General features: G+C 59.5%; 21 protein-coding genes and 1 pseudogene. 2 read left to right on the top strand and 20 right to left on the bottom strand.

The genetic code is table 11. From position 1 onward, the window contains the following. Nucleotides 1-21: 21 nt before the first annotated feature. The 10 genes from AAEZ10_RS10335 to AAEZ10_RS10290 all read right to left on the bottom strand — a co-directional run bounded on the left by AAEZ10_RS10335 (nucleotide 22) and on the right by AAEZ10_RS10290 (nucleotide 9450). Nucleotides 22-2115 (bottom strand): LTA synthase family protein, encoded by a 2094-nt coding sequence (locus AAEZ10_RS10335; RefSeq protein WP_350569067.1) that lies wholly within the window; start codon nucleotides 2113-2115, stop codon nucleotides 22-24. 314 nt (nucleotides 2116-2429) lie between these two features. After that, on the bottom strand, nucleotides 2430-3035 hold the full coding sequence (locus AAEZ10_RS10330; RefSeq protein WP_071173184.1) for an START domain-containing protein: 606 nt from the start codon (nucleotides 3033-3035) through the stop codon (nucleotides 2430-2432). Nucleotides 3036-3075: 40 nt separating this feature from the next. Further along, nucleotides 3076-3330: a YkgJ family cysteine cluster protein gene (locus AAEZ10_RS10325; RefSeq protein WP_071173185.1), complete on the bottom strand. Its 255-nt coding sequence runs from the start codon at nucleotides 3328-3330 to the stop codon at nucleotides 3076-3078. Nucleotides 3331-3493: 163 nt separating this feature from the next. Then, a complete protein-coding gene (locus tag AAEZ10_RS10320) occupies nucleotides 3494-3967 on the bottom strand; it encodes a translation initiation factor 2 (protein ID WP_350569064.1) in 474 nt (157 codons plus the stop codon). A gap of 78 nt (nucleotides 3968-4045) precedes the next feature. Beyond that, nucleotides 4046-5485, bottom strand: coding sequence for an aminotransferase-like domain-containing protein (locus tag AAEZ10_RS10315; RefSeq protein ID WP_041478242.1), 1440 nt, complete (start codon nucleotides 5483-5485; stop codon nucleotides 4046-4048). Nucleotides 5486-5686: 201 nt separating this feature from the next. Next, the gene (locus tag AAEZ10_RS10310; protein WP_122746684.1) at nucleotides 5687-6499 is read right to left on the bottom strand and encodes an OmpA family protein; all 813 of its coding nucleotides are present in this window, start codon (nucleotides 6497-6499) and stop codon (nucleotides 5687-5689) included. Then, nucleotides 6496-6858 (bottom strand): DUF4398 domain-containing protein, encoded by a 363-nt coding sequence (locus AAEZ10_RS10305; protein ID WP_350569062.1) that lies wholly within the window; start codon nucleotides 6856-6858, stop codon nucleotides 6496-6498. Before AAEZ10_RS10305 ends, AAEZ10_RS10310 begins: the two co-directional genes overlap by 4 nt. 9 nt (nucleotides 6859-6867) lie before the next feature. Continuing rightward, nucleotides 6868-7689, bottom strand: a complete 822-nt coding sequence (locus tag AAEZ10_RS10300) for a substrate-binding periplasmic protein (protein WP_339101182.1) — start codon at nucleotides 7687-7689, stop codon at nucleotides 6868-6870. Nucleotides 7690-7770: 81 nt separating this feature from the next. Further along, nucleotides 7771-8700 (bottom strand): electron transfer flavoprotein subunit alpha/FixB family protein, encoded by a 930-nt coding sequence (locus AAEZ10_RS10295; protein WP_056788298.1) that lies wholly within the window; start codon nucleotides 8698-8700, stop codon nucleotides 7771-7773. Then, a complete protein-coding gene (locus tag AAEZ10_RS10290; protein ID WP_007908338.1) occupies nucleotides 8701-9450 on the bottom strand; it encodes an electron transfer flavoprotein subunit beta/FixA family protein in 750 nt (249 codons plus the stop codon). Between the two features lie 551 nt (nucleotides 9451-10001). Here AAEZ10_RS10290 and AAEZ10_RS10285 point away from each other — a divergent pair. Beyond that, nucleotides 10002-11666 carry an electron transfer flavoprotein-ubiquinone oxidoreductase gene (locus AAEZ10_RS10285; RefSeq protein WP_350569059.1) on the top strand — a complete coding sequence of 555 codons (1665 nt, stop codon included), beginning with the start codon at nucleotides 10002-10004 and terminating at the stop codon, nucleotides 11664-11666. 122 nt (nucleotides 11667-11788) lie between these two features. Here AAEZ10_RS10285 and AAEZ10_RS10280 read toward each other — a convergent pair whose 3' ends face one another. Further along, nucleotides 11789-12679 (bottom strand): AraC family transcriptional regulator, encoded by an 891-nt coding sequence (locus AAEZ10_RS10280; RefSeq protein WP_016770956.1) that lies wholly within the window; start codon nucleotides 12677-12679, stop codon nucleotides 11789-11791. 190 nt (nucleotides 12680-12869) lie between these two features. Between AAEZ10_RS10280 and AAEZ10_RS10275 the strand changes: the two genes are divergently transcribed. Beyond that, nucleotides 12870-13922 carry an NAD(P)-dependent alcohol dehydrogenase gene (locus tag AAEZ10_RS10275; RefSeq protein ID WP_016770957.1) on the top strand — a complete coding sequence of 351 codons (1053 nt, stop codon included), beginning with the start codon at nucleotides 12870-12872 and terminating at the stop codon, nucleotides 13920-13922. An 11-nt stretch (nucleotides 13923-13933) separates the two neighbouring features. Here the strand turns inward: AAEZ10_RS10275 and AAEZ10_RS10270 are convergent, their stop codons facing one another. From AAEZ10_RS10270 to AAEZ10_RS10230, 9 genes and pseudogenes are all read right to left on the bottom strand, one after another. Then, nucleotides 13934-14737 carry an IclR family transcriptional regulator gene (locus AAEZ10_RS10270; protein WP_016770958.1) on the bottom strand — a complete coding sequence of 268 codons (804 nt, stop codon included), beginning with the start codon at nucleotides 14735-14737 and terminating at the stop codon, nucleotides 13934-13936. 61 nt (nucleotides 14738-14798) lie between these two features. Further along, nucleotides 14799-16109, bottom strand: a complete 1311-nt coding sequence (locus AAEZ10_RS10265) for an MFS transporter (protein ID WP_130888462.1) — start codon at nucleotides 16107-16109, stop codon at nucleotides 14799-14801. Nucleotides 16110-16300: 191 nt separating this feature from the next. Beyond that, on the bottom strand, nucleotides 16301-17449 hold the full coding sequence (gene dgoD / locus AAEZ10_RS10260) for a galactonate dehydratase (RefSeq protein WP_016770960.1): 1149 nt from the start codon (nucleotides 17447-17449) through the stop codon (nucleotides 16301-16303). A 62-nt stretch (nucleotides 17450-17511) separates the two neighbouring features. Then, on the bottom strand, nucleotides 17512-18132 hold the full coding sequence (locus AAEZ10_RS10255; RefSeq protein WP_073472308.1) for a 2-dehydro-3-deoxy-6-phosphogalactonate aldolase: 621 nt from the start codon (nucleotides 18130-18132) through the stop codon (nucleotides 17512-17514). Between the two features lie 19 nt (nucleotides 18133-18151). Further along, nucleotides 18152-19141: a 2-dehydro-3-deoxygalactonokinase gene (locus AAEZ10_RS10250; RefSeq protein ID WP_350569056.1), complete on the bottom strand. Its 990-nt coding sequence runs from the start codon at nucleotides 19139-19141 to the stop codon at nucleotides 18152-18154. Between the two features lie 777 nt (nucleotides 19142-19918). Next, complete coding sequence (locus AAEZ10_RS10245) at nucleotides 19919-20659, bottom strand: alpha/beta hydrolase (protein WP_071173197.1); 741 nt, start codon at nucleotides 20657-20659, stop codon at nucleotides 19919-19921. Nucleotides 20660-20665: 6 nt separating this feature from the next. Beyond that, nucleotides 20666-21160 (bottom strand): annotated as a pseudogene (locus tag AAEZ10_RS10240) (PAAR domain-containing protein). After that, the gene (locus AAEZ10_RS10235; protein WP_350569054.1) at nucleotides 21157-21819 is read right to left on the bottom strand and encodes a hypothetical protein; all 663 of its coding nucleotides are present in this window, start codon (nucleotides 21817-21819) and stop codon (nucleotides 21157-21159) included. Before AAEZ10_RS10235 ends, AAEZ10_RS10240 begins: the two are co-directional and overlap by 4 nt. A gap of 159 nt (nucleotides 21820-21978) precedes the next feature. Continuing rightward, nucleotides 21979-22458 (bottom strand): GNAT family N-acetyltransferase, encoded by a 480-nt coding sequence (locus tag AAEZ10_RS10230; protein WP_197891417.1) that lies wholly within the window; start codon nucleotides 22456-22458, stop codon nucleotides 21979-21981. Between the last annotated feature and the right edge of the window lie 214 nt (nucleotides 22459-22672).

Genomic DNA, 22672 nt, shown 5'->3' with positions numbered 1-22672 from the left:
TGCGTGGACTTCAAGGAGTGATCAGTCCGGCTTGCCGTGAATGACACCGGCGGTATTATCGAGCAGGCTCTTGGTCGCGGTTTGCAGGAACGCCTCAAGTTTGAGTTTGAGTTCGGCAGTGCGCGGCGCGTCCGGTACAACTTCGGCGTGCGGGTTGGCGCCCAGCTGATATTTCCAGATTTTCGGGCCCATGTCCTTGTCACGCGGCAACACCAGAATCTCATCGGCGGTGACGATGGCGGTGGTCTGCTCGCTGCCAGATGGCTTGATCACACCGAAGCCGGTGTCGCCCTGCGGCAGGTTGAGCAGGTCACGGCCCCAGCACTGGTGACGCACTTCGCCACCGAGGCGGCCCATGATGGTCGGCACGATGTCGATCTGCGTGCCCACGGTGTGGTCGCGGGTTCCGAACTTCTGCTGGATGCCCGGGGCAATCATCAGCATCGGCACGTTGAAGCGACCCAGGTCCATTTCGGTGATCTGGCGCTCGTTCCCGAAGCCGTGGTCGCCGACGATGACGAACAGGGTTTCGTTGAAGTACTTCTCTTTGCGCGCCTTCTCGAAGAACTGGCCGAGTGCCCAATCGGAGTAGCGCATGGCGGTCAGGTGTTCGTTGAGGCTGCCACGGTCAGTGACGCGCTCGACCGGCAATGGCGTGGGCAAGGCGTACGGCGTGTGGTTGGACAGGGTTTGCAGCAATGCGTAGAACGGCTTGCCGTTTTCCCGCGTCTTCAGTTCCTGCAGGCCACGATCGAACATGTCCTGGTCGGACACGCCCCAGGTCGGATCGGAGAACACCGGATTGACGAAGTCGTTGCGGCCAACGAAGTTGGTCATGCCCTGGTTGCTGAAGAAGCCCGACTGGTTATCCCAGGCGAAGTCGCCGTTGTAGACGTAGACGTCGTCATAGTCGCGGGCGCTGAGCAACTGCGGCAAGCCCGACAGTTTGTGGCTGCCTTCCGGGGTCTGCATCAGGTATTCGAAACCCGGCAGGTTGGGGAAGCAGGCCATGGTCGCGAACATGCCCTGGTGGGTGTGGGTGCCGTTGGAGAAGAAACGGTCGAACAGCAGACCTTCCTTCGACAGCTGGTCCAGGTACGGGGTGATATTGCCCGGCGCGCCCAAAGCACCGACCGAGTGACCGGCCATGCTTTCCATCAGGATCACCACGACGTTCTTGATCGGCAGGGTCTTGTCAGCCGGCGGCATGTAGTCGCGGCGAACAGCGGCGATGTCGGCATCGACCAGTTTGTCGTCCGGCATCAACAGCATGTCGCGCACCACTTGCTGCGCCTGTTCCTGCGGAAGCGTGGCTTTCCAGATATTGTCGCGGTCTTCACCCATGCGCGCCTTGGCTGCGGCGACCAGCGACAGCGTGCCATTGAGGCCGAGCTGGTTGGCGAAGTTGGAATCGGTGGTATAGACGTCACCCCAACGCATCGGCGGGCCTTGACGCAAGGTGCCGCGAGCGGCGACGACGCAGATCAGCAGGCAGACCACGAACACCGCCAGGCGGGTGTACCACGGCGCAACCTGACGGGAGCTGACGCTGCCGCCGCTGAACGGTCCGCGCGGGCGGGTGGCGCGGTCGGCGCCTTTGAACGCCAGGGTCAGAATGACCGTGCCGATCACCCACGCCAGCACGTAGCGCACCACCGGGAAACCGTACCAGAGCATGCTCATTACGGTTTTCGGGTCTTCCTTCACGTACTGGAACACCAGACCATTGAGGCGCTGGTGAAACTCGCGGTAGAAGTCCATCTCCATCAGGCCGAGGAACAGCGCGATGCTCGAGGCGACGGTCAGCCACAGACGGAAGAAACCGCGCGCGGCCATGGCCCGGGCACTGAACAGCGCCAGCACCAGCGGAATGCACAGGTACACCACCAGGCGCAGGTCGAAACGCAGACCGTTGACGAACGCTTCAAGGAAGGTCGCGGCCGGGGTGTCGAGGATCATCTCGCGGTTGTAGACCAGCAGCGCGAGGCGCAGCGCGGAAAACATGACCATCATGACCAGTGCGCACAGCAGCGTGTAGGCCAGATGCGATTTGACGGTCGGTTGCAGCAGGCGAGCAGAAGATCGCTGCTGATTCAGGGCGTCCGGGTTTGCCATGTCGTTTTAGGACCCATTGGAAGTTGAAGTTGCAAAAATACAGCGGCGCCAGGCCCTCTATTGGTCAGTCCAGACCCCGGGGCGTGCGCGGTGCGCAAATGTTGCACGATCGTTCACACCATTGCCATTGATTACTGCCCTGCTCTTCGAGACTTTCATTCAAAGGGCTGGCAGCGCAATGGCAGGCAACAAGTGCGGGCGAATTGTCTTGGAGACTTTGTGAAAATTTCGTGCAACGCATATCTGGAAATACAATTTAGAGACAAAACAAAACGCCCCGAACCGGTCGGGGCGTTTTGCTTACAGCGAATTGATTATTTCTCGGCGCGTTCTTTCAGCGCTTTCAGGGTATTGAATGGCGCATCGACCACGAACTTGTTGGCGACCATGGCCGGTACGCTACCGCCCGGCTCGGTGTGCACCTGATAAGTCACTTCAACCTGATCGCCTTTAGGCACGAACTTCCAGAAGCCCTTGACTTGCTGGACCCGCACGAAGCCTTTTTCTTCCGGCAGATAGGTCGGCACGCCTTCAAGATTACGAGTCAGGCTGCCATCGGCACCCTCAACAGTGGTGATTTTCAACACCGAATCACGCGGGGTCACCGGCCATGGCGTATTGAATTGCGAATAGGTCCAGCTCAGATCGCCTTCGTGCTTGAGCAGTTTCTGGCTCTTGCATTCGTGAATCCACGCGCAGGCGCCGGAGACGTCTTCCTGCAAGGCACGCAGTTTGGCAACGGTGGTTTTCATCAGCGCGACGCCTTGGTAGGACTTGTAATCCGAACCGGGTATTTCGCTCAGGGAAACCTTGATGCCGTCTTCGTTCTTGGCCACTTTCCAGTCTTCCGCGTGGACGACCGAAGTGGCAAGTACGGCAGTCAGACCACACAACACAGCGATACGGTGCAGCGAACCCATAGTGTTATTCCTTATTGTTGAAGTTCCGTTGGTGAACACATCACGCCGCCGTCATCTGCTCCCACCAGCCGATCAATCTGATCGCTTCTTGCGAACTGCTGCCGCACACCTCGACATCCGCAGCGAAGCCCGAGCAGACAGCCGGACGTTCCGGACGGCCGAAAATGCTGCACAGGTTATCGACCGATAGTTGCACGCAACGTTCGCCGGCGGGTTTGCCATCGGGCATGCCGGGAATCGGCGAACTGATGGAGGGGGCAATGCAGCAAGCGCCACAGCCTTCACGGCATTTCATGACGAACAGATCCTCGCGACGGGCGATGTGTAAAGAGACGGGGAACAGAGTAACCGCTAAAACAGCTGTTTCAAATTGCTGCAAGCGGCTTTTCAACGATAAGTAAATGTGACCGGGCAGTCTCCGACGAAGCGTCTGCTCTGCGCGTTGCAGAGGGCTGCATCTATTGTTTGAATTCGAAATCCAGCGCCGCACCTTCCACATCGCGTCGCGCTTCGTTGCGCAATTGCAACTCCATTTCATTGCTGAGCAAGCGGCCGTTGAGCTGGAAGCCGTTATCTTTTTCGCCAAACATCTGCGGCAGGATCGCCTCGCGTTTGGGCAGTTCTACGGTGCCCTTTGGCTTCAGGTCTTCAACCATATCCTTGGGCAGGCTGAGATCGAGTTTTGCCGGCGGCAATTTGGTTTTGGCCACTTCGCTGGCAGGTTTCGATTTCGAAGCAACCGGGCGGCGCTTCTTCACCGTGGCGTTTTTTTTGGCCTGGGCTTTTTTTGCCGGAGCCGCGGTTTTGGTAGCTTTGTTCGTGGTACTGGTCGCTGCCGGTTTTTCCTGGGCTGCGGCCGCCATGACACCCGGTGCCTGACCGATCATCAACAAACCCAGCAATACCCACGCGGCAGGAACAATCGCTTTCATGGACCCAACGAACTAACGGCAGAGGGCCACATGCTCGCTTGTTGTGCGTCACATGACAAGCACCACCGCCCTCCTCGTTCAGAATCCGCCAGCCATTTCCTGACACAGTTGGGTGGCCAACAGACCCAGCGTCATCAGCGCCCGCTCCGCCTCGCGGTTCCACGGAATACCGCAATTGAGCCGGATACAGTGGTTGAACTGCTCGGTGTTGCTGAAGATCAGCCCCGGCGCGATGCTGATGCCTTGTTGCAGCGCGCGGACATGCAATTCCTGAGTGTTGACCCGCCCCGGCAAGCTCACCCAGAGGATGAAACCGCCCGTGGGCCGGGACATCTGCGTGCCCTCAGGGAAGTGCTGCTGCACCGCCAGCTGGAACGCGCTGAGGTTTTTCCGGTACTCCTGACGGATGTAGCGTAAATGCCGGTCATAACCGCCGTTTTCCAGATAGGCGGCAATCGCCATCTGCGTGACGCTGCACGCCGAATGGGTGCTGAAAGTTTGCAGGCGCTGGATTTCCTGCTGGTATTTGCCGGCGATCATCCAGCCGATGCGCACACCCGGTGACAGGGTTTTGGAGAAGCTCGAGCAGTAGATCACCCGATCCAGGCGGTCGTAGGCTTTCAGCGCTTTGGTACGGCCCTGCTCGAACATCAGTTCGCCGTAGATATCGTCTTCGACGATCTGAATGTCGAAATCCGAGGCCAGGCGCAGCAACTGTTTCTGCCGCTCTTCCGGCATGGTGCCGCCAAGGGGATTGCTCAGGCGCGTGGTCAGCACCAGCGCCTTGATCGACCACTGGTTGGCGGCCAGTTGCAAGGCTTCCAGGCTCATGCCGGTGGCGGGGTCACTGGGGATTTCGATGACCTTCAGGCCAAGCAGATCGGCCAGTTGCAGCAGGCCGTAATAGGTCGGCGATTCGGCAGCGATCAGATCGCCCGGCCGGGTCAGCACGCGCAACGACATCTGCAAGGCGTCGACACAGCCGTGGGTGATCACCACTTCCGACGGATCGACAACCACGCCAGCGTCACGCATGCGGATCGCCACTTGCCGGCGCAGCGGCTCGAAGCCGGGGCTGAACATATAGCTGAACGCCCGTGGACTGTGAAACCGAGTGACCTTGGCCAGTTGCTGATGCAGCGCGCGCACCGGCAGATAATCGACACTCGGCACCGCAGCGCCCAGCGGAAACACGCCTTCGCGGCGGGATTCGACCAATACCTGCTGAATGATGCTGCTGCGCGTCACCAGCCCCGGCCGTTCGACGCGGGCGATGTCCGGCGTCGGCGCGGTCAGCGCCGGGGTCTGGTGCACGTAGTAACCCGACTGCGGCCGGGCGCGGATCAGGCCCTGATCTTCGAGATTGGCGTAAGCCTGCAACACCGTCGCATGGCTGACGTTGAGCTGCGAACTCATCTTGCGCACCGAAGGCACGCGCTCCCCCGGTTGATAAACACCACGGCGGATGTCTTCGGCCAGTTGCTGAGCAATACGTTGGTAGAGCAAGAGATTGGTCATGACGCAGCACTCGATTTCACGGGCGTTTTATTCTTGTCTGAAACAATACCGGAACAGTTTAGAAGTGTACTGGGACAGTTGCCAGATTACTCGACCGTACAGTGCGGTGTCTGCCCCATCTGTACGGTTTTGCGCGGCAATCGACAGACACAAAAAAGCCCGGCACTGCATGACAGCCCGGGCTTTCCAGAGACGCAGCCCTCAGCGGGCGGCGCCGAGCTGGCCTTTTTCGTCAGAGAACACGATTTCTACGCGGCGGTTCTGCGCCCGTCCACGCTCGGAGGCGTTGGCATCGACCGGATACTGGTCGCCGTAACCTTCGACCTGAATGCGTTTTTCGTCGATACCCAGATCGACCAGCACGTCAGCCACCGATTGCGCACGATCGCGGGACAGTTTGAGGTTTTCCTGCCTGCCACCGGTGCTGTCGGTGTAACCCTCAATGCGCACCACGCGCTTGGGGTTGAGTTGCAGAAACTGGACGATCTTCAGCACGACGCGGTTGGCCGAGTTTTTCAGTTCCGCCTGGCCGGTGTCGAACAACACGTCGCCGAGGGTCATCACCAGACCGCGATCGGTCTGTGTGGTCGCCAGCGCGACGATCTGTTCCTCCAGCCACTTGCCTTGTTGCTGCACGCTGAGCAGTTTCGATTCGCGCAGGGCCAGTTGCAGACGCTGACGCTCAAGCTCGAGCTTGGCTGCGCGTTCTTCGTTGAGCGCCTGGTTGGTGTGCTCGCGGGCGATTTCGCTGTAGCGCTGGCTCAGGTAGGCGTAATGCACCACGTCGGCACCGCTGCCCCAATAGGTCGACAGTCGATCGGCGCGGGCCAGGGACTCGCCGGCGCGGATCACGTCTTTCGGCGCGATGCGCAGCACGTTGGAATCTTCCTTGACCTTCTGGAAATCAGCGCCGGCCTGTTGCAGTGCCGCCTCGCTGTGCTGGCCGGCGCAGCCGTAGAGGCTGGCGCAACCGGCGAGGATCAGAATGCCGAGCGCATTGGACTTGAGGCTCATTGTGCTTCCCCCAGTTGCAGCTGCTTGCGCAGGCGGACAATGCGGGTATTGAGCACATTCAGCTGTTCTTCACTTTTTATCGTCAGCACCTTGGCCTCGGCCAGACGTGCATCCAGTTCGGCCTGCTCGGCACGCATGCGCGCGTTGCGATAGGACTCGTCGGCCATGCTGCCTTTGGCGCGGTTGTATTTTGTTTCGGCCAGTTGCATTTCCGGCACTTCGTCAGCGGTGGCGCCGACTGCCTTGGCCTGCACGATGGCTTGTTCGGTCAAACGCATTTGTTCACTGGGTGCCGGATCGGATGCGCACCCGGCCAGGGCCAGAACGGCCACAGCCGCGAAAAGAGGTCGAATACTCACTAAGAATCCCTACTGTTTTGGGGCACTGACAGGTAGTGGCGGCTGTTGCTGTTGCGCCTTCCAGCGCTCGATGTTGCGTTGCAGCGCGGCTTCCGTCAGTCCGGACGCGGGCAATTCTGTCATCTTTTTGGCGAGCTGTCCGCGCAACCACGGATCGTTGCAGGCCGAGTTATGCGAAACCGCGAGGAACAGACCCGGCCGGTCGATGGGTTGTTCAAACGCCAACAGATCGCTGGTCATGCCCAATGTCTGAGCGGCGGCCAAGCCTGAGTAACGTCCGGCGAGGACATATTCCACCTCGCCCAACAGCAACTTCTGTAGTGCCTCGGTAAGATTGGCTGTGCGGGTCAGCGTCAGATTCTGCTCGGCGAAAGTGCCGAATGCCTGGGTCATCCGCGACTTTTCCGACACCGCGCCGGCATGGCCTTTCAGGTCGCTGGCCTCGGCATAGGTCAGCGTCGAGCCTTTGCGGGTCCACACCAGGTAGTCGTTTTCCAGCAGTGGCGGATGAATGAAGTCGAAGTTCTCCAGCTCATTCACGGTCAGCGGCGCGTCGGCCAGCATGTCCATGCGCCCGCTGCGCACTTCATCGAGGGCCTGCGAGCGTTTGCCGGCGTAGAGCAGGTCGACTTTGATGCCCAGATCCTTGGCCACTTGCTGCAACAGATCGGCACTGGCGCCGATCAAGCGCTTGGGGTTTTGCGGGTCCTGCCACAAGTAGGGCGGCGCGTCAGGGCTGCCGGTGACGACCAGGCGCTCGCACTTGCCCGCGGCCATGGCCAAACCTGGCAACAGCAACCATCCCAACAACCATCCGCAGCGCAGATCCATGGCAAAACGCTCCCGCTTGAAATTCGAGACAAAAAAAAGCCCGACCAACAGGCCGGGCTCTTTATAAGTGAAGCCGCCGGATTAGACCAGCTTCTCCAGCTCAGGTACTGCTTCGAACAGATCCGCCACGAGACCGTAATCGGCCACCTGGAAGATCGGCGCTTCTTCGTCCTTGTTGATCGCAACGATCACCTTGGAGTCTTTCATGCCGGCCAGATGCTGGATCGCGCCGGAGATACCGACGGCGATGTACAGCTGTGGCGCAACGATCTTGCCGGTCTGACCGACCTGCATGTCGTTCGGTACGAAACCTGCGTCGACCGCAGCGCGCGAGGCGCCCACAGCAGCGCCGAGCTTGTCGGCCAGCGCGTACAGGTGTTTGAAGTTGTCACCGTTCTGCATGCCGCGACCGCCGGAAACGACGATCTTGGCAGCGGTCAGCTCAGGACGGTCGGACTTGGCCAGCTCTTCGCTGACGAAGCTCGAGGTACCGGCGTCGTGGGCAGCACCAACGGCTTCAACGGCAGCCGAACCACCTTCAGCAGCAACCGGATCGAAACCGGTGGCACGCACGGTGATCACTTTGATCGCGGCGGTCGATTGCACGGTGGCGATGGCGTTACCGGCGTAGATCGGGCGCTTGAAAGTGTCAGCGCTTTCGACCGAGATGATCTCGGAGATCTGGTCAACGTCCAGCGCAGCAGCAACGCGCGGCAGGATGTTTTTGCCGTTGGAAGTGGCGGCAGCCAGAATGTGGCTGTAATTCTTGCCCAACTCTGCAACCAGCGGAGCAACGTTTTCCGGCAACTGATGCGCGTAGGCGGCATTGTCAGCGTTGAGGACTTTGCTCACGCCAGCGATTTTCGCTGCGGCTTCGGCCACCGGGCCTGCGCCCTGACCTGCTACCAGAACGTGGATGTCGCCGCCGATTTTGGCAGCAGCGGCCACGGTGTTCAGTGTGGCCGGGGCCAGCACTTTGTTGTCGTGTTCAGCAATAACCAAGATAGTCATTTAGATTACCTTCGCTTCGTTCTTGAGTTTTTCAACCAGTTCAGCCACCGACTTGACCTTGATGCCTGCGCTGCGTGCAGCCGGCGCTTCAACTTTCAGTGTCTTGTTGGTGGAGGCGGTGGAAACGCCCAAAGCGTCCGGAGTCAGCACTTCGAGAGGCTTCTTCTTGGCTTTCATGATGTTTGGCAGGGACGCGTAGCGCGGCTCGTTCAAACGCAGGTCGGTGGTGACGATGGCTGGCAGTTTCAGCGAAACGGTCTGCGCGCCGCCGTCGATTTCGCGGGTCACGGCAACGCTGTCGCCGGAGACTTCGACTTTCGAAGCGAAGGTGCCCTGACCGTAGCCGCTCAGTGCCGCGAGCATCTGGCCGGTCTGGTTGTTGTCGCTGTCGATCGCCTGTTTGCCAAGAATCACCAGCTGCGGCTGTTCCTTGTCGACAACAGCCTTGAGCAGCTTGGCCACGGCCAGCGAGGTCAGGTCTTCAGCGGATTCGACGAGGATGGCGCGATCGGCACCCAGAGCCAGTGCGGTACGCAGCTGCTCCTGAGCGGTGGTCGGGCCGATGGAGACGACGACGATTTCAGTCGCAACGCCCTTCTCTTTCAGGCGTACGGCTTCTTCCACGGCGATTTCGCAGAATGGGTTCATCGACATCTTGACGTTGGCGAGGTCGACGCCGGAATTGTCCGCCTTGACGCGGACCTTGACGTTGTAATCCACAACGCGTTTGACAGCTACAAGAACCTTCATGGATTCCTCGTTACTCTCCGGTGAAAAGAAAGTCGCCTAGGCGAACCTGGCGGATGATGCTCATCGGGCGACAAGGGCACCTCTAAAAACGCCGGCTTGAATGTGAGGTGATTCACTTCGCGAAGGGAGGTGACCGTTCGTCAGGGGTGACTGCCGGGTCATTCATTCTCACGCTGTGTAAACTGCGCGCCGGACTTGCGCTGCGCATCACCGTCTACTGCCTGTGCCCTGTCTTTAGAGGTGCTCTTGAAACCGCCAGTCTGCCTACGGCGAGCGCAAAACCGCCCGTATCTTGACCGGAACGCCCATTCTGGTCAATACGCCAAAATGCCCTGTCATAAGCCGCGCTTCTTTGATTTATCAGGGCTGGAGGCGATTCAAACAAACGTTTGTATTGGACGCTCGGAGTGGTGTAGATATAATGCGCCGCCTAGAGAGAAAGGTGGATTCGCCAATATTCCCTTTGACGTTAACGTAAAGGCAATACGGATGCGAGATCAAACCTCCATATTAGAAAAAAAAACTGTTGAGCCTTGAGTAGGAGATAGCCTGTGGAACGCGAATACATGGAATTCGACGTCGTCATCGTCGGTGCCGGCCCCGCTGGTCTGTCCGCCGCCTGCCGCTTGAAGCAGAAGGCCGCTGACGCCGGTAAGGAAATCAGCGTCTGCGTGGTCGAAAAAGGCTCCGAAGTCGGTGCACACATCCTCTCCGGTGCGGTATTCGAACCCCGCGCCCTGAACGAACTGTTCCCGGATTGGAAAGAGCTCGGCGCGCCGCTGAACACGCCCGTCACACGCGATGACATTTTCGTGCTGAAAGACGCTGACAGCGCGCAGAAGATTCCTGACTTCTTTGTGCCCAAGACCATGCACAACGAAGGCAACTACATCATCTCCCTGGGCAACCTGTGCCGCTGGCTGGCTCAGCAGGCGGAAAACCTCGGTGTGGAAATCTACCCGGGCTTCGCCGCTCAGGAAGCGCTGATCGATGAAAACGGCGTAGTGCGCGGGATCATCACCGGTGATCTGGGCGTCGACCGCGAAGGCCATCCGAAAGAAGGCCTGTACACCCCTGGCATGGAACTGCGTGGCAAATACACGCTGTTCGCCGAAGGCTGCCGTGGCCACATCGGCAAGCAACTGATCAAGCGCTACAACCTCGACAGCGATGCCGACGTTCAGCACTACGGCATTGGTCTGAAAGAGATCTGGGAAATCGACCCGGCCAAGCATCAGCCAGGCCTGGTGGTGCACACCGCCGGCTGGCCGCTGGACATCATGGGCACCGAGAACACCGGTGGCTCGTTCCTCTATCACCTGGAAAACAATCAGGTGGTGGTCGGTCTGATCGTCGACCTGTCCTACAGCAACACTTACCTGTCGCCGTTCGATGAGTTCCAGCGCCTCAAGCATCACCCGGTGCTCAAGCAATATCTGGAAGGCGGCAAGCGCGTCAGCTATGGCGCCCGCGCCATCGCCAAGGGCGGCCTGAACTCGCTGCCGAAAATGGTCTTCAAGGGCGGCGCGCTGATCGGTTGCGACCTCGGCACCCTGAACTTCGCCAAGATCAAAGGCAGCCACACCGCGATGAAGTCCGGCATGCTCGCGGCGGAATCGGTGGCCGATGCGCTGTTCGCCGAGCAGGATTGCACCGTCGAACTGACCACTTACGTCGACGCATTCAAGAACAGCTGGCTGTACGAAGAACTGTTCGCCAGCCGTAACTTCGGCCCGGCGATTCACAAGTACGGCGCGATCATCGGCGGTGGTTTCAACTGGCTGGACCAGAACATCTTCGGCGGCAAACTGCCATTCACCCTGCGCGACACCAAGCCGGATTACGCCTGCCTCAAGCTCGCGGCCGACTGCAAGAAGATCGATTACCCGAAACCTGACGGCAAACTGAGTTTCGACAAACTCAGCTCGGTGTTCATCTCCGGCACCAACCACGAAGAAGAGCAGCCGTGCCACTTGAAGCTGACCGATCCGAGCATCCCGATCAGCAAAAACCTGCCGCTGTACGACGAACCGGCGCAGCGTTACTGCCCGGCCGGCGTATACGAAGTGATCACCAAGGAAGATGGCGAGAAGCGCTTCCAGATCAACGCCCAGAACTGCGTGCACTGCAAGACCTGTGACATCAAGGACCCTGCGCAGAACATCACCTGGGTGGCACCGGAAGGTGCCGGCGGCCCGACTTACCCGAACATGTAAGTCGAAACGCTGAACAACAAGGCTCCCGACATGGGGGCCTTTTTGTTGCCCAAAATTCCTCTGCCACCACAAAACAACTGTGGGAGCGAGCCTGCTCGCTCACACAGGGGATTATCGGCGGGTCAGGCAGCGCGCTCATCCCCCGGACTGCGTTCGAAGTAACGCTTGTATTCGCGACTGAATTGCGACGTGCTCTGATACCCCACCCGATGCGCCACCTGCGCGACACCCAGCCCCTCCGCCACCAGCAGCGTCTGCGCCTTCAACAAGCGCAAACGCTTCAGATACTGGACCGGCGACAACAATGTGCTGCGTTTGAAATGCTCATGAAACGTCGACACGCTCATGTTCGCGCAACCGGCCAGTGTCTCGACATTGAGCGGCTCGGTGTAATGCGCATGCAGATGGCTGATCGACGCCGCCACCCGGGCGAATTGCCCTTGTTGCTCGACTAACGCCCGCAACACATCCGCTTGCGGCCCGCGCAGCGCGACGAACAATAATTCGCGAACCCGCGCCGGGCCGAGAATCTGGCATTCCAGCGGATCGTGCAGACAGCTGAGCAGCCGTTCGACACAACCGCGCATGCCATCGTCGAGTACCACCGAGGTCATCGACTCCGGCGTCTGCGCCGGAATATGCCGACCCGGCGCCAGCCCCATGGCCAGCACCAGTTCGCCGAGCAGGACACGATCGATCGCCACCGACACACCGAGCAATGGCGCATCGGGCAAGGCAAAGGTTTCGCATTCGAACGGCACCGGCAGCGCCTGGATCAGGTAATGCCCGGCGCCATATTCCATGGTCCGTGGGCCGAGGAACGCCAGTTTGCTGCCCTGGGCGATGATCATCAGGCTCGGCTCGTAGATATGCGGGCCACGGGCGACGTCGCAACTGGCGCGCAAAATCTGCACACCGGGCAGGCCGGTCTGGCTGTAGCCATCGCGCAGCGCCAGTGGCTCGATCAGCGAAACCAGCCGGGCATTGGCATCAAGATGACGGGTCAACTGCATCGAATAGGTCTTCGTAAAATTCACGGAAAAGGGGATGAAAACATCATCGCAGATCCGCTGGCCAATGCGATCGCTGCGACCCGCATGCCGGAGGATTAGGCATGAGACCCGGAGAAATCGTCATGGCCGCACCCGCGTCTGGCGGCCAGAATTCACCGCCTCACTTGTCACTGTTTTTGCGAGGTCACCCATGTACACCGCCATCGGCTATGCCGCCCAATCGGCCACCACTCCCCTCGCCCCGATGAAATTCGAACGCCGCAGCCCGCGCGCCGACGACGTGGCGATCGAAATTCTGTACTGCGGCGTCTGCCATTCCGACATCCATCAGGCACGCAACGAATGGGGCATCGCCGTTTATCCGCTGATGCCCGGCCATGAGATCGTCGGAAAAGTCACCGCTGTCGGTGCGAATGTCACCCGTCACAAGGTAGGCGATCTCGTTGGCGTCGGCTGCATGGTCGACTCCTGCCGCAGCTGTGAAGCCTGCCAGGCGAACCTCGAGCAATATTGCCTCGAAGGCCCGACCATGACTTACGCCACCCCGGACCGGGTCGATGGCAGCAATACCATGGGCGGTTACTCCGACAGCATCGTGGTCAGCGAACACTTCGTTGTGCGCATCCCCGAGAAACTCGCTCTGGCCAGCGCCGCACCGATTCTCTGCGCCGGCATCACCACTTACTCGCCGCTCAAGCACTACGGCGTCAAGGCCGGTGACAAGGTCGGGATTCTCGGCATGGGCGGCCTCGGCCACATGGGCATCAAGTTCGCCAAGGCCATGGGCGCGGAAGTGACACTGTTCACCCGCTCGGCGAGCAAGGCTGAAGAAGGTCGCCGTCAGGGCGCCGATCACGTCATCGTCTCCACCGATGCCGAGCAGATGAAGGCCGCGGCCGGCTACTTCGACTTCCTGCTCGACACCATTCCGGTGCAGCACGATTTGAACCCGTACCTCGACACCCTGCGTTTCGACGGTGTGCACATTCTGGTCGGCCTGATCGAGCCGGTGAACCCGCCCGTCCACGCCGGCAAACTGGTGATGAGCCGCCGCGTGCTGGCCGGTTCCTTGATCGGCGGTATCGCCGAGACCCAGGAAGTGCTGGATTTCTGCGCCGAGCACAACATCACCTGCGACATCGAAATGCTCGACATCCGCCAGATCAACGAAGCCTACGCGCGGATGATTGCCGGTGACGTCAAGTACCGTTTCGTCATCGACATGGCCACGCTGAAGGCCTAAACCTTCACGGCTTACACCTTCAAGCCCAGCTCCGCCGACAGCCGGGTTGTGACCCCTTTGAGCAGGGGAATCAACTCGGCCATTTTTTCCAGCGGCATGTACGGCACGGTGCTGGCGATACTGATTGCCGCGACGATGCCCTTGCTCGCATCACGAATCGGCGCCGCCACGCAGCGGATCGACGGTTCGTTGTCTTCCAGATCGAACGCGTAGCCACCGGCGACGTATTCGCCCATGCGCTGCTCAAGCTGTTCCCACGACTGCTGGGGATGCTGCGGCCAGAACTGACTTTTGCCCCCCGCCGGCAGGCTGATGTCGTACAGCCGCCGCCAATCCTGCGGCGAATCATCGAGCATCAAGGCCTTGCCGATCCCGGTGCGCACCAGCGGCATGCGATGGCCGACCCGCGAGCGCATTTCCGGCCCGTTGCGTCCGGGGTTCTTCAATAGATACAGCACTTCGTCGCCTTCGCGGATTCCGAGGTGCACGGTATCGCCGGTCAGCGCCGACAACTCATCCAGATACGGCCCGGCCAACGTCACCAGCGGCAACTCTTCGCGGGCCTGAAAGCCCAGTTCGATCAGTTTCGGCCCGAGCAGATAACCGATTTGCGGCACCACGCGCAGATAACGCTCGTCGACCAGACAGCTGGCCAGACGATGGGTAGTGCTGCGCGTGGTGCCGATCAGCCGGGCGATCTCCTTGAGATCGCGCGCGCCACTGGCCACTGCCTGCACCACACCGAGGCCGCGCAGCAGCGTCTGGGTGCCGGTGGGCGCGGCGTCCTTGGTTTTTTCCGGGGCGTCTTCCTGCATATCCAGCCTTTTACCGTTGAGCGAAGGAACGGGCGGCATTATGGTCGCCCGACGCAGAGCACTACAACTCGATACGCTCGACCTTGCCCACCAGCAGCACGTAGGACAAGGCACCGACCAGCGCGAGCACGGCGATGTAGGTGATCGCCGGCGCGAACGAATCGCCGCTGGCGAGGAAGCCGATCACAATCGGCGTAGCAATCGCCGACAGGTTGCCGATGAAGTTGAACACGCCACCGGTCAGGCCGAGCAACCGCGCCGGTGCCAGCGTCGACACCAGTGACCAGGTGATCGACGCCAGACCGTTGCCAAAAAATGCCAGGGCGAGGAAGGCAATCACCAGCGGCGTCGACTCGACAAAGTTGGCGCCGATGATCGAAGTCGAAATCAGCAGCCCGCCAATGATCGGCAGTTTGCGCGCGAAGCCCACGGTGTAGCCGCGCCGGATCAGGAAGTCGGAAAAGAATCCCGAGCACAACACGCCGACGAACGCGGCAAGAAATGGCAGCGATGCGAGCAGACCGGACTTGATGAAGTCCATGCCGCGATATTTCACCAGATAGGTCGGAAACCAGGTGAGGAAGAACCACAGCGTCGAGTTCAGGCAGAACTGGCCGAGGTAGATGCCCCACAACTTGCGCTTGCTGAGGACGATGCCCAGATCGGTCCAACTGAATCTGGCCTTGACCTTGGCCGCCTCGGCCTGGATATCGACCAGCCCGCCGCCTTCGCGGATCAGGTCGATCTCCGCCTGATTGGTGCCTTTGAAATCGCGCGGCTCGCGATACACCGCGTACCAGATCAGCGCCCACAGAATGCCCACCGCACCGGTGGCGACGAACACCATGTGCCAGCCGAATGCATGTTGCAGCCACGCCAGCACCGGGGTCAGGAAGGCCAGGCCGACAAACTGTCCGGAGGTGTAGAAACCGATCGCCGTGGCGCGCTCGCGCTCAGGAAACCAGGTGGTGACCACGCGGCTGTTGATCGGATAGGCGGGCGCCTCCAGCGCACCGACGGCCATGCGCAGCACGAACAGGGCGATGAAGCTGCTGACGAAACCGAGCATCACCGTGGCCACCGACCACAGCAGCAGCGCGACGCTGTAAAGGATGCGCGGCGGCACGCGATCGACCAGCCAGCCGCCGGGGATCTGCATGGCAGCGTAAGTCCAGCCGAAGGCGGAGAAGATCAGACCGACGTGAACCGGATCGATGCCCAGCTCACTGGTCAGCGCCGGCGCGGCAATCGACAGGTTGCTGCGGTCGAGGTAATTGATGACCACGGTGATGAACAGCAACACCATGATGAAAAATCGCTTGCGGCTAGGCGTGACTAAAGACGCCTGCCCGGAGAGGGTGTGCGTTTGCATGAGAGATGCCTCTTTTTATGTTTGTTGAGGTCATGACGCAGATCTCCTCTCCCTCGGAGAACTGATCGTTCCCACGCTCCGCGTGGGAATGCAGCCCGGGACGCTCCGCGTCCCAGCAGCGGACGCAGAGCGTCCATTGAGGCATTCCCACGCAGAGCGTGGGAACGATCTGATGCTAGCGAGTCAGAGACTCACCACTCGGCAAAGCTGCCATCGGCATGACGCCAGATCGGGTTGCGCCAGCGGTGGCCGACGGCGGCACGCTCGATCACGTATTCCTCGTTGATCTCGATGCCCAGCCCCGGGCCGTTCGGGATCTTGACGAAGCCTTGGTCGTAGTCGAAGACGCGCGGATCCTTCACATAGTCGAGCAAGTCGTTGCTCTCGTTGTAATGGATGCCCAGGCTCTGCTCCTGGATAAACGCGTTGTAACAAGCCGCGTCGAGTTGCAAACACGCCGCCAGCGCGATCGGTCCCAGCGGGCAATGCAGCGCCAGCGCGACGTCGTAGGCTTCGGCCATGTTGGCGATCTTGCGGGTTTCGGTGATGCCGCCAGCGTGGGAGGCATCCGGCTGGATAATGTCGACGTAGCCTTCGCTCAACACCCGTTTAAAGTCCCAACGCGAGAACAGCCGCTCGCCGAGGGCAATCGGCGTGCTGGTCAGCGGCGCCAGTTCTTTCAGCGCTTCGTAGTTTTCGCTGAGCACCGGTTCTTCGATGAACATCAGTTTGTACGGGTCGAGCTCCTTCATCAGCACCTTGGCCATCGGCTTGTGCACGCGGCCGTGAAAGTCGACGCCGATACCGACGTTCGGCCCCACCGCATCACGTACGGCGGCAACGTTGGCCAGGGCGAGGTCGACTTTCTCGAAGGTGTCGAGGAACTGCAGTTCTTCGGTGCCGTTCATTTTTACCGCCGTGAAACCACGGCTCACTGCTTCTTTCGCCGCACGCGCGGTGTCGGCCGGACGGTCGCCGCCGATCCACGAATAGACACGAATCTTGTCGCGCACCTGGCCACCGAGCAGATCGCTGACCGACACGCCGAGGGCCTTGCCCTTGATGTCCCACAGCGCTTGGTCGATACCGGCCAGCGCGCTCATGTGAATCGCGCCGCCACGGTAGAAGCCGCCGCGATAGAGCACGGTCCAGATGTCTTCAATATTGCGTGGGTCTTTGCCGATCAGGTAGTCGGACAATTCTTCCACCGCAGCCGCTACGGTATGGGCGCGCCCTTCAACCACAGGCTCGCCCCAACCGGTCACGCCCTCGTCGGTTTCGACCTTGAGGAAGCACCAGCGCGGCGGGACGATGAAGGTCGTGAGTTTGGTGATTTTCATCTGTGCTCTCTTTTGTAAATGCAGCTTTTATTAGATGCAGCGCACACAGCGCCCAAAAATTCTTAACGCAGGGCTTTCCAGGCAGCCACGTAGGCCTTGGCATTGACCGCCACCTGCTCGGGCGTCATGCCCGGTTTGAACAGGCCGGAACCGAGACCGAAACCTTTCACACCGGCGTCGATAAAGGCCTGCATGTTGTCCGGCGTAATGCCGCCGACCGGCGCCAGCACCGTGCCGGCTGGCAACACCGCGAGCCAGGCCTTGACGACCGCCGGGCTCATTTGCTCGGCCGGAAACAGCTTGAGAATGTCCGCACCCTCAGCCAGTGCGGCGAAGGCTTCGGTCGGCGTGGCCACGCCCGGCGACAGGTACAGGCCCGCCGCTTTCGCCGCGCGCAGAACCTTGGCATCGCTGTGCGGCATGACGATCACCTGTCCGCCAGCAGCTTTGACCTGCTCGACCTGCTCAGGGCTGAGCACCGTGCCGGCACCGATCAGGCAATCGGCGGGCAGCGCATCACGCAGGATGCGGATACTTTCGTACGGCGACGGGGAATTGAGCGGTACTTCGATGACGCGAAATCCGGCGGAATACAGGACTTCACCGACAGCCGCCGCTTCCTGCGGTTGCAGGCCACGCAGAATCGCGATCAGACCGTTTTGTGCCAGTGCTTGCTTGAGCATGTCAGGCCTCCAGTCAGGGTTAACGGGATGAGGAATCGATCAGTCCGGCGGCGCGCGCCAGTTGCCACAGGCCACGCTCGGTGGCCTGCTCGGCCAGCGTCACCTGAGCAAAGCCGCAGGCGTCGAGGGCGCGTCGATAGCGTGCGCACAATTGCGCGTTGCCGATGAGCACGATCGATGGAAGATTCGCTTGATTGCGCCGGCGCCGCTGCACATTGGCGAGTGCGGCCAGCTCATGGCCGATCATCAGGCCGGAGAGATAATCCGCTTGAGCAGTCGGGCTCAGTTCGCCGGTCAGGCCGAGGGTACGGGCGCTGAACAAGGTCGACAGCACACCGAGCTCGGCATCCGCCGAAAGCGCGATCTGCACGCCGCGATCAAACGCCTGCGCATCGAAGGTCGCGCTCGGCTTCTGGGTACGGCCAAGAATGCTGTGCTCGCTGAGCACCGCAAACACTTCGCCGGTCATGAACGTATCGAAATGGGTGATGCGGCCATCGACCACTTCCACCCATTTCGAGTGGCTGCCGGGCAGGCCGATCAACAGATCGTTACCCGCCTCGGCCGGCAGACTTTGCAGCACGCCGAGGACTTGGGTTTCTTCGCCGCGCATCACGTTGGGCAGACGCGAACGCTGGATCACGCCAGGGACAATATGCACCGGCGTGCCGCGCAGGCTGAGAACAGTTTGTAGGGAATTTCCGAGATGGGCGACGTCGGCCGGCGTCTCGCAGTAAGCCGCCTCGCGCCAGCCCTGTGCACTGCCGACCATGCCGCAAGCGATTACCGGCAGATCCGGCTGCGCATCGAGCCAGTCACCACAGGCTTCGTCGAAGGCCAGTTCAAAACCATCGGCGCATTCACGGCCGTGGATGATTCGCGGGGTCTTGGGCAACTGCATGATCCCGGACGACAGCGCACGCTGCTCCAGCACCACACCGTCCGCCGCGAGTTTGTAAGCACGTAATGAGGTCGTCCCCCAATCGAGCGCGATCAATTGCGCCTGCATCGCTTCACCTGTTTTGTTTTTGGCAGTGAGTGCGATGGACTATAAACCCGAGGGACGGGAAATCTCAATATATAAATATCGATCCCACATTATGGGAAAATCAACAGTAACGGTATCACCTCACTCAAAGCGCCCCCTCTTGGGCTGCAACGATGGCGATCGAAGGGCCGAGTCAGGCTTGCACGGACAAAAATGCAAGGTTCGCCATGCCGCTGCGGTCGGGAAATACTCAGGGAGAGCGGCCCTCGAAAGAGGCAAGGCCGGACGGGATACTTTTTATTTTGCAGGTCCAGTTGTCAGCAAATCCGCGCTAGGTACCCGCATAATCTTGGAAAAATACGTCTTGTATGTAGTGGAGTGGACTCTATACACACAGGAAAAGGAATCTCTGGCTTTTAAAAAGGGATCCAGTGTTTCCCCTTTCAGGCGCCTTTCTCCCCCCTCATCGTCTACCGACTCGTCAAAAATGACATCTGCTCTATAGATTAACGAGTCCGGCGAAACCCTCTCGATAAACCCGAAGCCGGACTGTTTAATTCGGTGTGCCTGAGAGAAATCAAGGTCATTCGTCAACGAGCAGACCAGCCCACGCCCTATAGACGACTTGAACAGGCCGAGAAGTTCCACGTCGGACTTGAAATAAACTTGATAAATTCCGGTAGTACGAAGCCGCTCTGTCTTTTCGTATTTGAGGTTAGCAATGGGCCGACCATGATTCAAAGAACAAGCCGAGAGTACCGACATACATATTGTCAAGATTAAAACCTTCACAGGTAGTTACCCCTTAATCCATTTGAATATTGACTCCGCTACAATCTGTCGCGCTGACTTTCCACCGGGCAAGGCGTGAGCATACATAGAGTTGGCATCTGCGTGATTGATATCGAGCCGCCCCATGACGTTCGGTCCTTCGGAGATCTCCCATTGCTCACCGAAGTCTGCAACCAGATCTGACAGGTTCCAATCGACCGCAGCTGCCCTGATATTTACCCAATACTGCGCTTTAGGCTTGGGAACCTGACGATATATTTTCGAAATACCATATACGATTTTGCCGTGTCCTACGGGATCCAGGGTCACCAAAATTTTTATTTTGAAACCGCGCTCGGTTAAAATCGCAGACAAATGAGCACCGTTCCAGCCGCCCAAACTGTGGCCAATGATATAAATCGCAGTATTGCAACTTGGAATTTTTCGAATAACGTTACGCTCCAAATCCTCCTCACTCATAAATGAGTTATAACCAAGAGGCAACGTCGTACAAGATTTCTGTATTTCCAGCGCTTCGATGTCCGCGTCGACCATGTCTCGCACATAGTCGACATTGTGATTGGGACCATCAACGTAATACCGTTCCTGATCGCCAGCTCCACCAACAAGAAAAACCATTGCATCGCGGACGCTTACTGTTACTTGCTTGACCGATTGATCTGTCTTGCAAGTAAGTGTATGACTCACCGGATCCCTTTTCGCCATTGGCGGTGGTGGAGCCTCTGCTGTAGCACTTCCATTTGCCATCTCTAATTACTCCACAAATAATTTAATCGTCTCAGCCAGGTGCGAACTGACGGTATGGGTAAATCCCGCCGCATCCGTCACGCCAGACTCTTCACTGCCGTCACCCCGCTGAATGATGTAAGGGTGATAAGAGACCGGCTCTCCGGTGTCCTAATTGACTACTTGCAACCTGTCAGTGAAATGCACCGGCATCGGCAACAGCCCACTAAATGCGGCCCCTCCCCCACTTTGGCCGATGATCACCGTGCCCGAGCCACCGATCACGACATTGCCATGCCCACCAGTGCTATCGAGCATCGCGGCGTTCAGGCCGTTAATGAAAACAGTGCCGGAGACCGCTTCGGTGATAGGGCTGCCACACGCTGATTTATCGGTCATGCGGGCAGCAGCGAGGCCGTCGAAGAATACGTCCGGCGAGCCGGAGACAATCGGGTTGGTGCCGTGACCTGGCAGTGGGCAGGCGGTTGGGTCGGAGACGCGAGCTGCGGGTTTACCACTCAATTCAAAGCTCCTTGCTTAAGGGGTGCCGGGGATGGCTGATAGATGTCGATGTCGGTCGCGACAAAGCGCCAGCGATTATCGACCGGGTCGAACAGAGCATGACAATGCTCACGGCTTTCAGGTGCTGTCGCGGTTTGTATGGCACGCCAGGCTTCGTTGGCTTGCCAACTCAACTCGGCAGGCGTTGCATCATCAAGTTCGTTGAGCCAGGCGTTGTAGTTGCGCAGGTGATTGCGCTCGAAAGTCGATTGCAGTAAGTCGCCCATTTCCACGCCAAGGTCCAGATGATGCCTGGAGGTCCAGCGCCCTACTTCGGAGTAGACGTGCCAGCCCATCGGGATCAACGCACCGTTTTTCAACAGAGAATGACCGGCGAGAGCGACGAAGCCGCAACAGATGTGCAGCATCAGCCAGCCTTGATGGGCGTCGATAATCGCTGTGGGATCAAAGGTTCTCAGCGCTACCACGCGGTAGTCGCCAAGGTCGGCACTGCGCGTCATCAACTCGGCATCAAGCCGCGACACGAAAGCCCGTATAGCCACGCCGCCAGTGCGCTGGGCCATGCAGAGAATTTCGACAGCCTGTCGATTCGGGTCGTCAGAAGAGCCGGTGGTTTTCACCAGACCATACAGACGCATGGACGCCTGCAGTCCGCTCATAGCTGGTCACTCATTGACGCAGCGAGGGCTCCACAGGCGCGGAGAAATTTTGCCAAATGCATTGCAGGTGTCGTCCGTGAGCGCGCAAAAATGGCGCACAGAATGCCGGACTAGAGCGGTGGCGACAACTGAATCAGTAGTAGATTGCCATCATTGTGCTCAGCCCTCGGCAAACTCTCGCAACACCTTGCCGTCCATGCGATACCGCACCCACTCCTCCTGCGGTTGTGCGCCGAGGGATTTGTAGAATTCGATGGCTGGGGTGTTCCATTCCAGCACGCTCCATTCGAAGCGGCCGCAGTCGTTGGCGCAGGCGATTTTTGCCAGGTGGCGCAGCAGGGTTTTGCCGGCGCCGCCGCCTCGTTGTTCGGGAGTGATGTAGAGGTCTTCGAGGTACAGGCAATTGCTGCCCAGCCACGTTGAATAACTGAAGAAGAACACCGCGAAGCCGATCGGCGAGCCGTCGCGCAGGCAGATCAGGCCGTGGGCGGTGGCGCCTTCGCCGAACAGGCTGCGTTCGATGTCGGCGACGCTGGCGATGACTTCGTGACGGGCCTTTTCGAAATCTGCCAGTTCGGTGATAAAGGCGAGGATTTGCGGCGCATCGCTGGGGGTCGCCGCGCGGATTTCGATCGTCATGGACAGGCCTTGTCTGCAAATTAAAGCGCCATACTAAGGCGCGCAGCGGCGCTCGTCACATGGCAAACATACTGATCTGCCCAATTTGCTGAACACTGTTGCCCTTGTGGGAGCGAGCCTGCTCGCGAAAGCATTCTGTCAGTTGAATCAACGTTTGACTGAAATGACGCTTTCGCGAGCAGGCTCGCTCCCACAGTTGATATCGCAAATTCTG

Source organism: Pseudomonas sp. H26/SER47-MNA-CIBAN-0231 (genome assembly GCF_040310465.1).
Classification (GTDB): Bacteria; Pseudomonadota; Gammaproteobacteria; order Pseudomonadales; family Pseudomonadaceae; genus Aquipseudomonas; species Aquipseudomonas atacamensis.
This window is presented reverse-complemented; position numbering and strand designations above follow the sequence as displayed.

Bases quoted from the DNA above. Each gene is read 5' to 3' on its own strand.
- AAEZ10_RS10280 (WP_016770956.1), bottom strand. From the start codon at position 12,679: ATGCAGTTGACCCGTCATCTTGATGCCAATGCCCGGCTGGTTTCGCTG.
- AAEZ10_RS10270 (WP_016770958.1), bottom strand. From the start codon at position 14,737: ATGCAGGAAGACGCCCCGGAAAAAACCAAGGACGCCGCGCCCACCGGC.
- AAEZ10_RS10325 (WP_071173185.1), bottom strand. From the start codon at position 3,330: ATGAAATGCCGTGAAGGCTGTGGCGCTTGCTGCATTGCCCCCTCCATC.
- AAEZ10_RS10295 (WP_056788298.1), bottom strand. From the start codon at position 8,700: ATGACTATCTTGGTTATTGCTGAACACGACAACAAAGTGCTGGCCCCG.
- dgoD (WP_016770960.1), bottom strand. From the start codon at position 17,449: ATGAAAATCACCAAACTCACGACCTTCATCGTCCCGCCGCGCTGGTGC.
- AAEZ10_RS10275 (WP_016770957.1), top strand. From the start codon at position 12,870: ATGTACACCGCCATCGGCTATGCCGCCCAATCGGCCACCACTCCCCTC.
- AAEZ10_RS10315 (WP_041478242.1), bottom strand. From the start codon at position 5,485: ATGACCAATCTCTTGCTCTACCAACGTATTGCTCAGCAACTGGCCGAA.
- AAEZ10_RS10310 (WP_122746684.1), bottom strand. From the start codon at position 6,499: ATGAGCCTCAAGTCCAATGCGCTCGGCATTCTGATCCTCGCCGGTTGC.
- AAEZ10_RS10230 (WP_197891417.1), bottom strand. From the start codon at position 22,458: ATGACGATCGAAATCCGCGCGGCGACCCCCAGCGATGCGCCGCAAATC.
- AAEZ10_RS10335 (WP_350569067.1), bottom strand. From the start codon at position 2,115: ATGGCAAACCCGGACGCCCTGAATCAGCAGCGATCTTCTGCTCGCCTG.
- AAEZ10_RS10330 (WP_071173184.1), bottom strand. From the start codon at position 3,035: ATGGGTTCGCTGCACCGTATCGCTGTGTTGTGTGGTCTGACTGCCGTA.
- AAEZ10_RS10235 (WP_350569054.1), bottom strand. From the start codon at position 21,819: ATGAGCGGACTGCAGGCGTCCATGCGTCTGTATGGTCTGGTGAAAACC.
- AAEZ10_RS10290 (WP_007908338.1), bottom strand. From the start codon at position 9,450: ATGAAGGTTCTTGTAGCTGTCAAACGCGTTGTGGATTACAACGTCAAG.
- AAEZ10_RS10320 (WP_350569064.1), bottom strand. From the start codon at position 3,967: ATGAAAGCGATTGTTCCTGCCGCGTGGGTATTGCTGGGTTTGTTGATG.
- AAEZ10_RS10255 (WP_073472308.1), bottom strand. From the start codon at position 18,132: ATGCTCAAGCAAGCACTGGCACAAAACGGTCTGATCGCGATTCTGCGT.
- AAEZ10_RS10300 (WP_339101182.1), bottom strand. From the start codon at position 7,689: ATGGATCTGCGCTGCGGATGGTTGTTGGGATGGTTGCTGTTGCCAGGT.
- AAEZ10_RS10250 (WP_350569056.1), bottom strand. From the start codon at position 19,141: ATGCAGGCGCAATTGATCGCGCTCGATTGGGGGACGACCTCATTACGT.
- AAEZ10_RS10265 (WP_130888462.1), bottom strand. From the start codon at position 16,109: ATGCAAACGCACACCCTCTCCGGGCAGGCGTCTTTAGTCACGCCTAGC.
- AAEZ10_RS10245 (WP_071173197.1), bottom strand. From the start codon at position 20,659: ATGGCAAATGGAAGTGCTACAGCAGAGGCTCCACCACCGCCAATGGCG.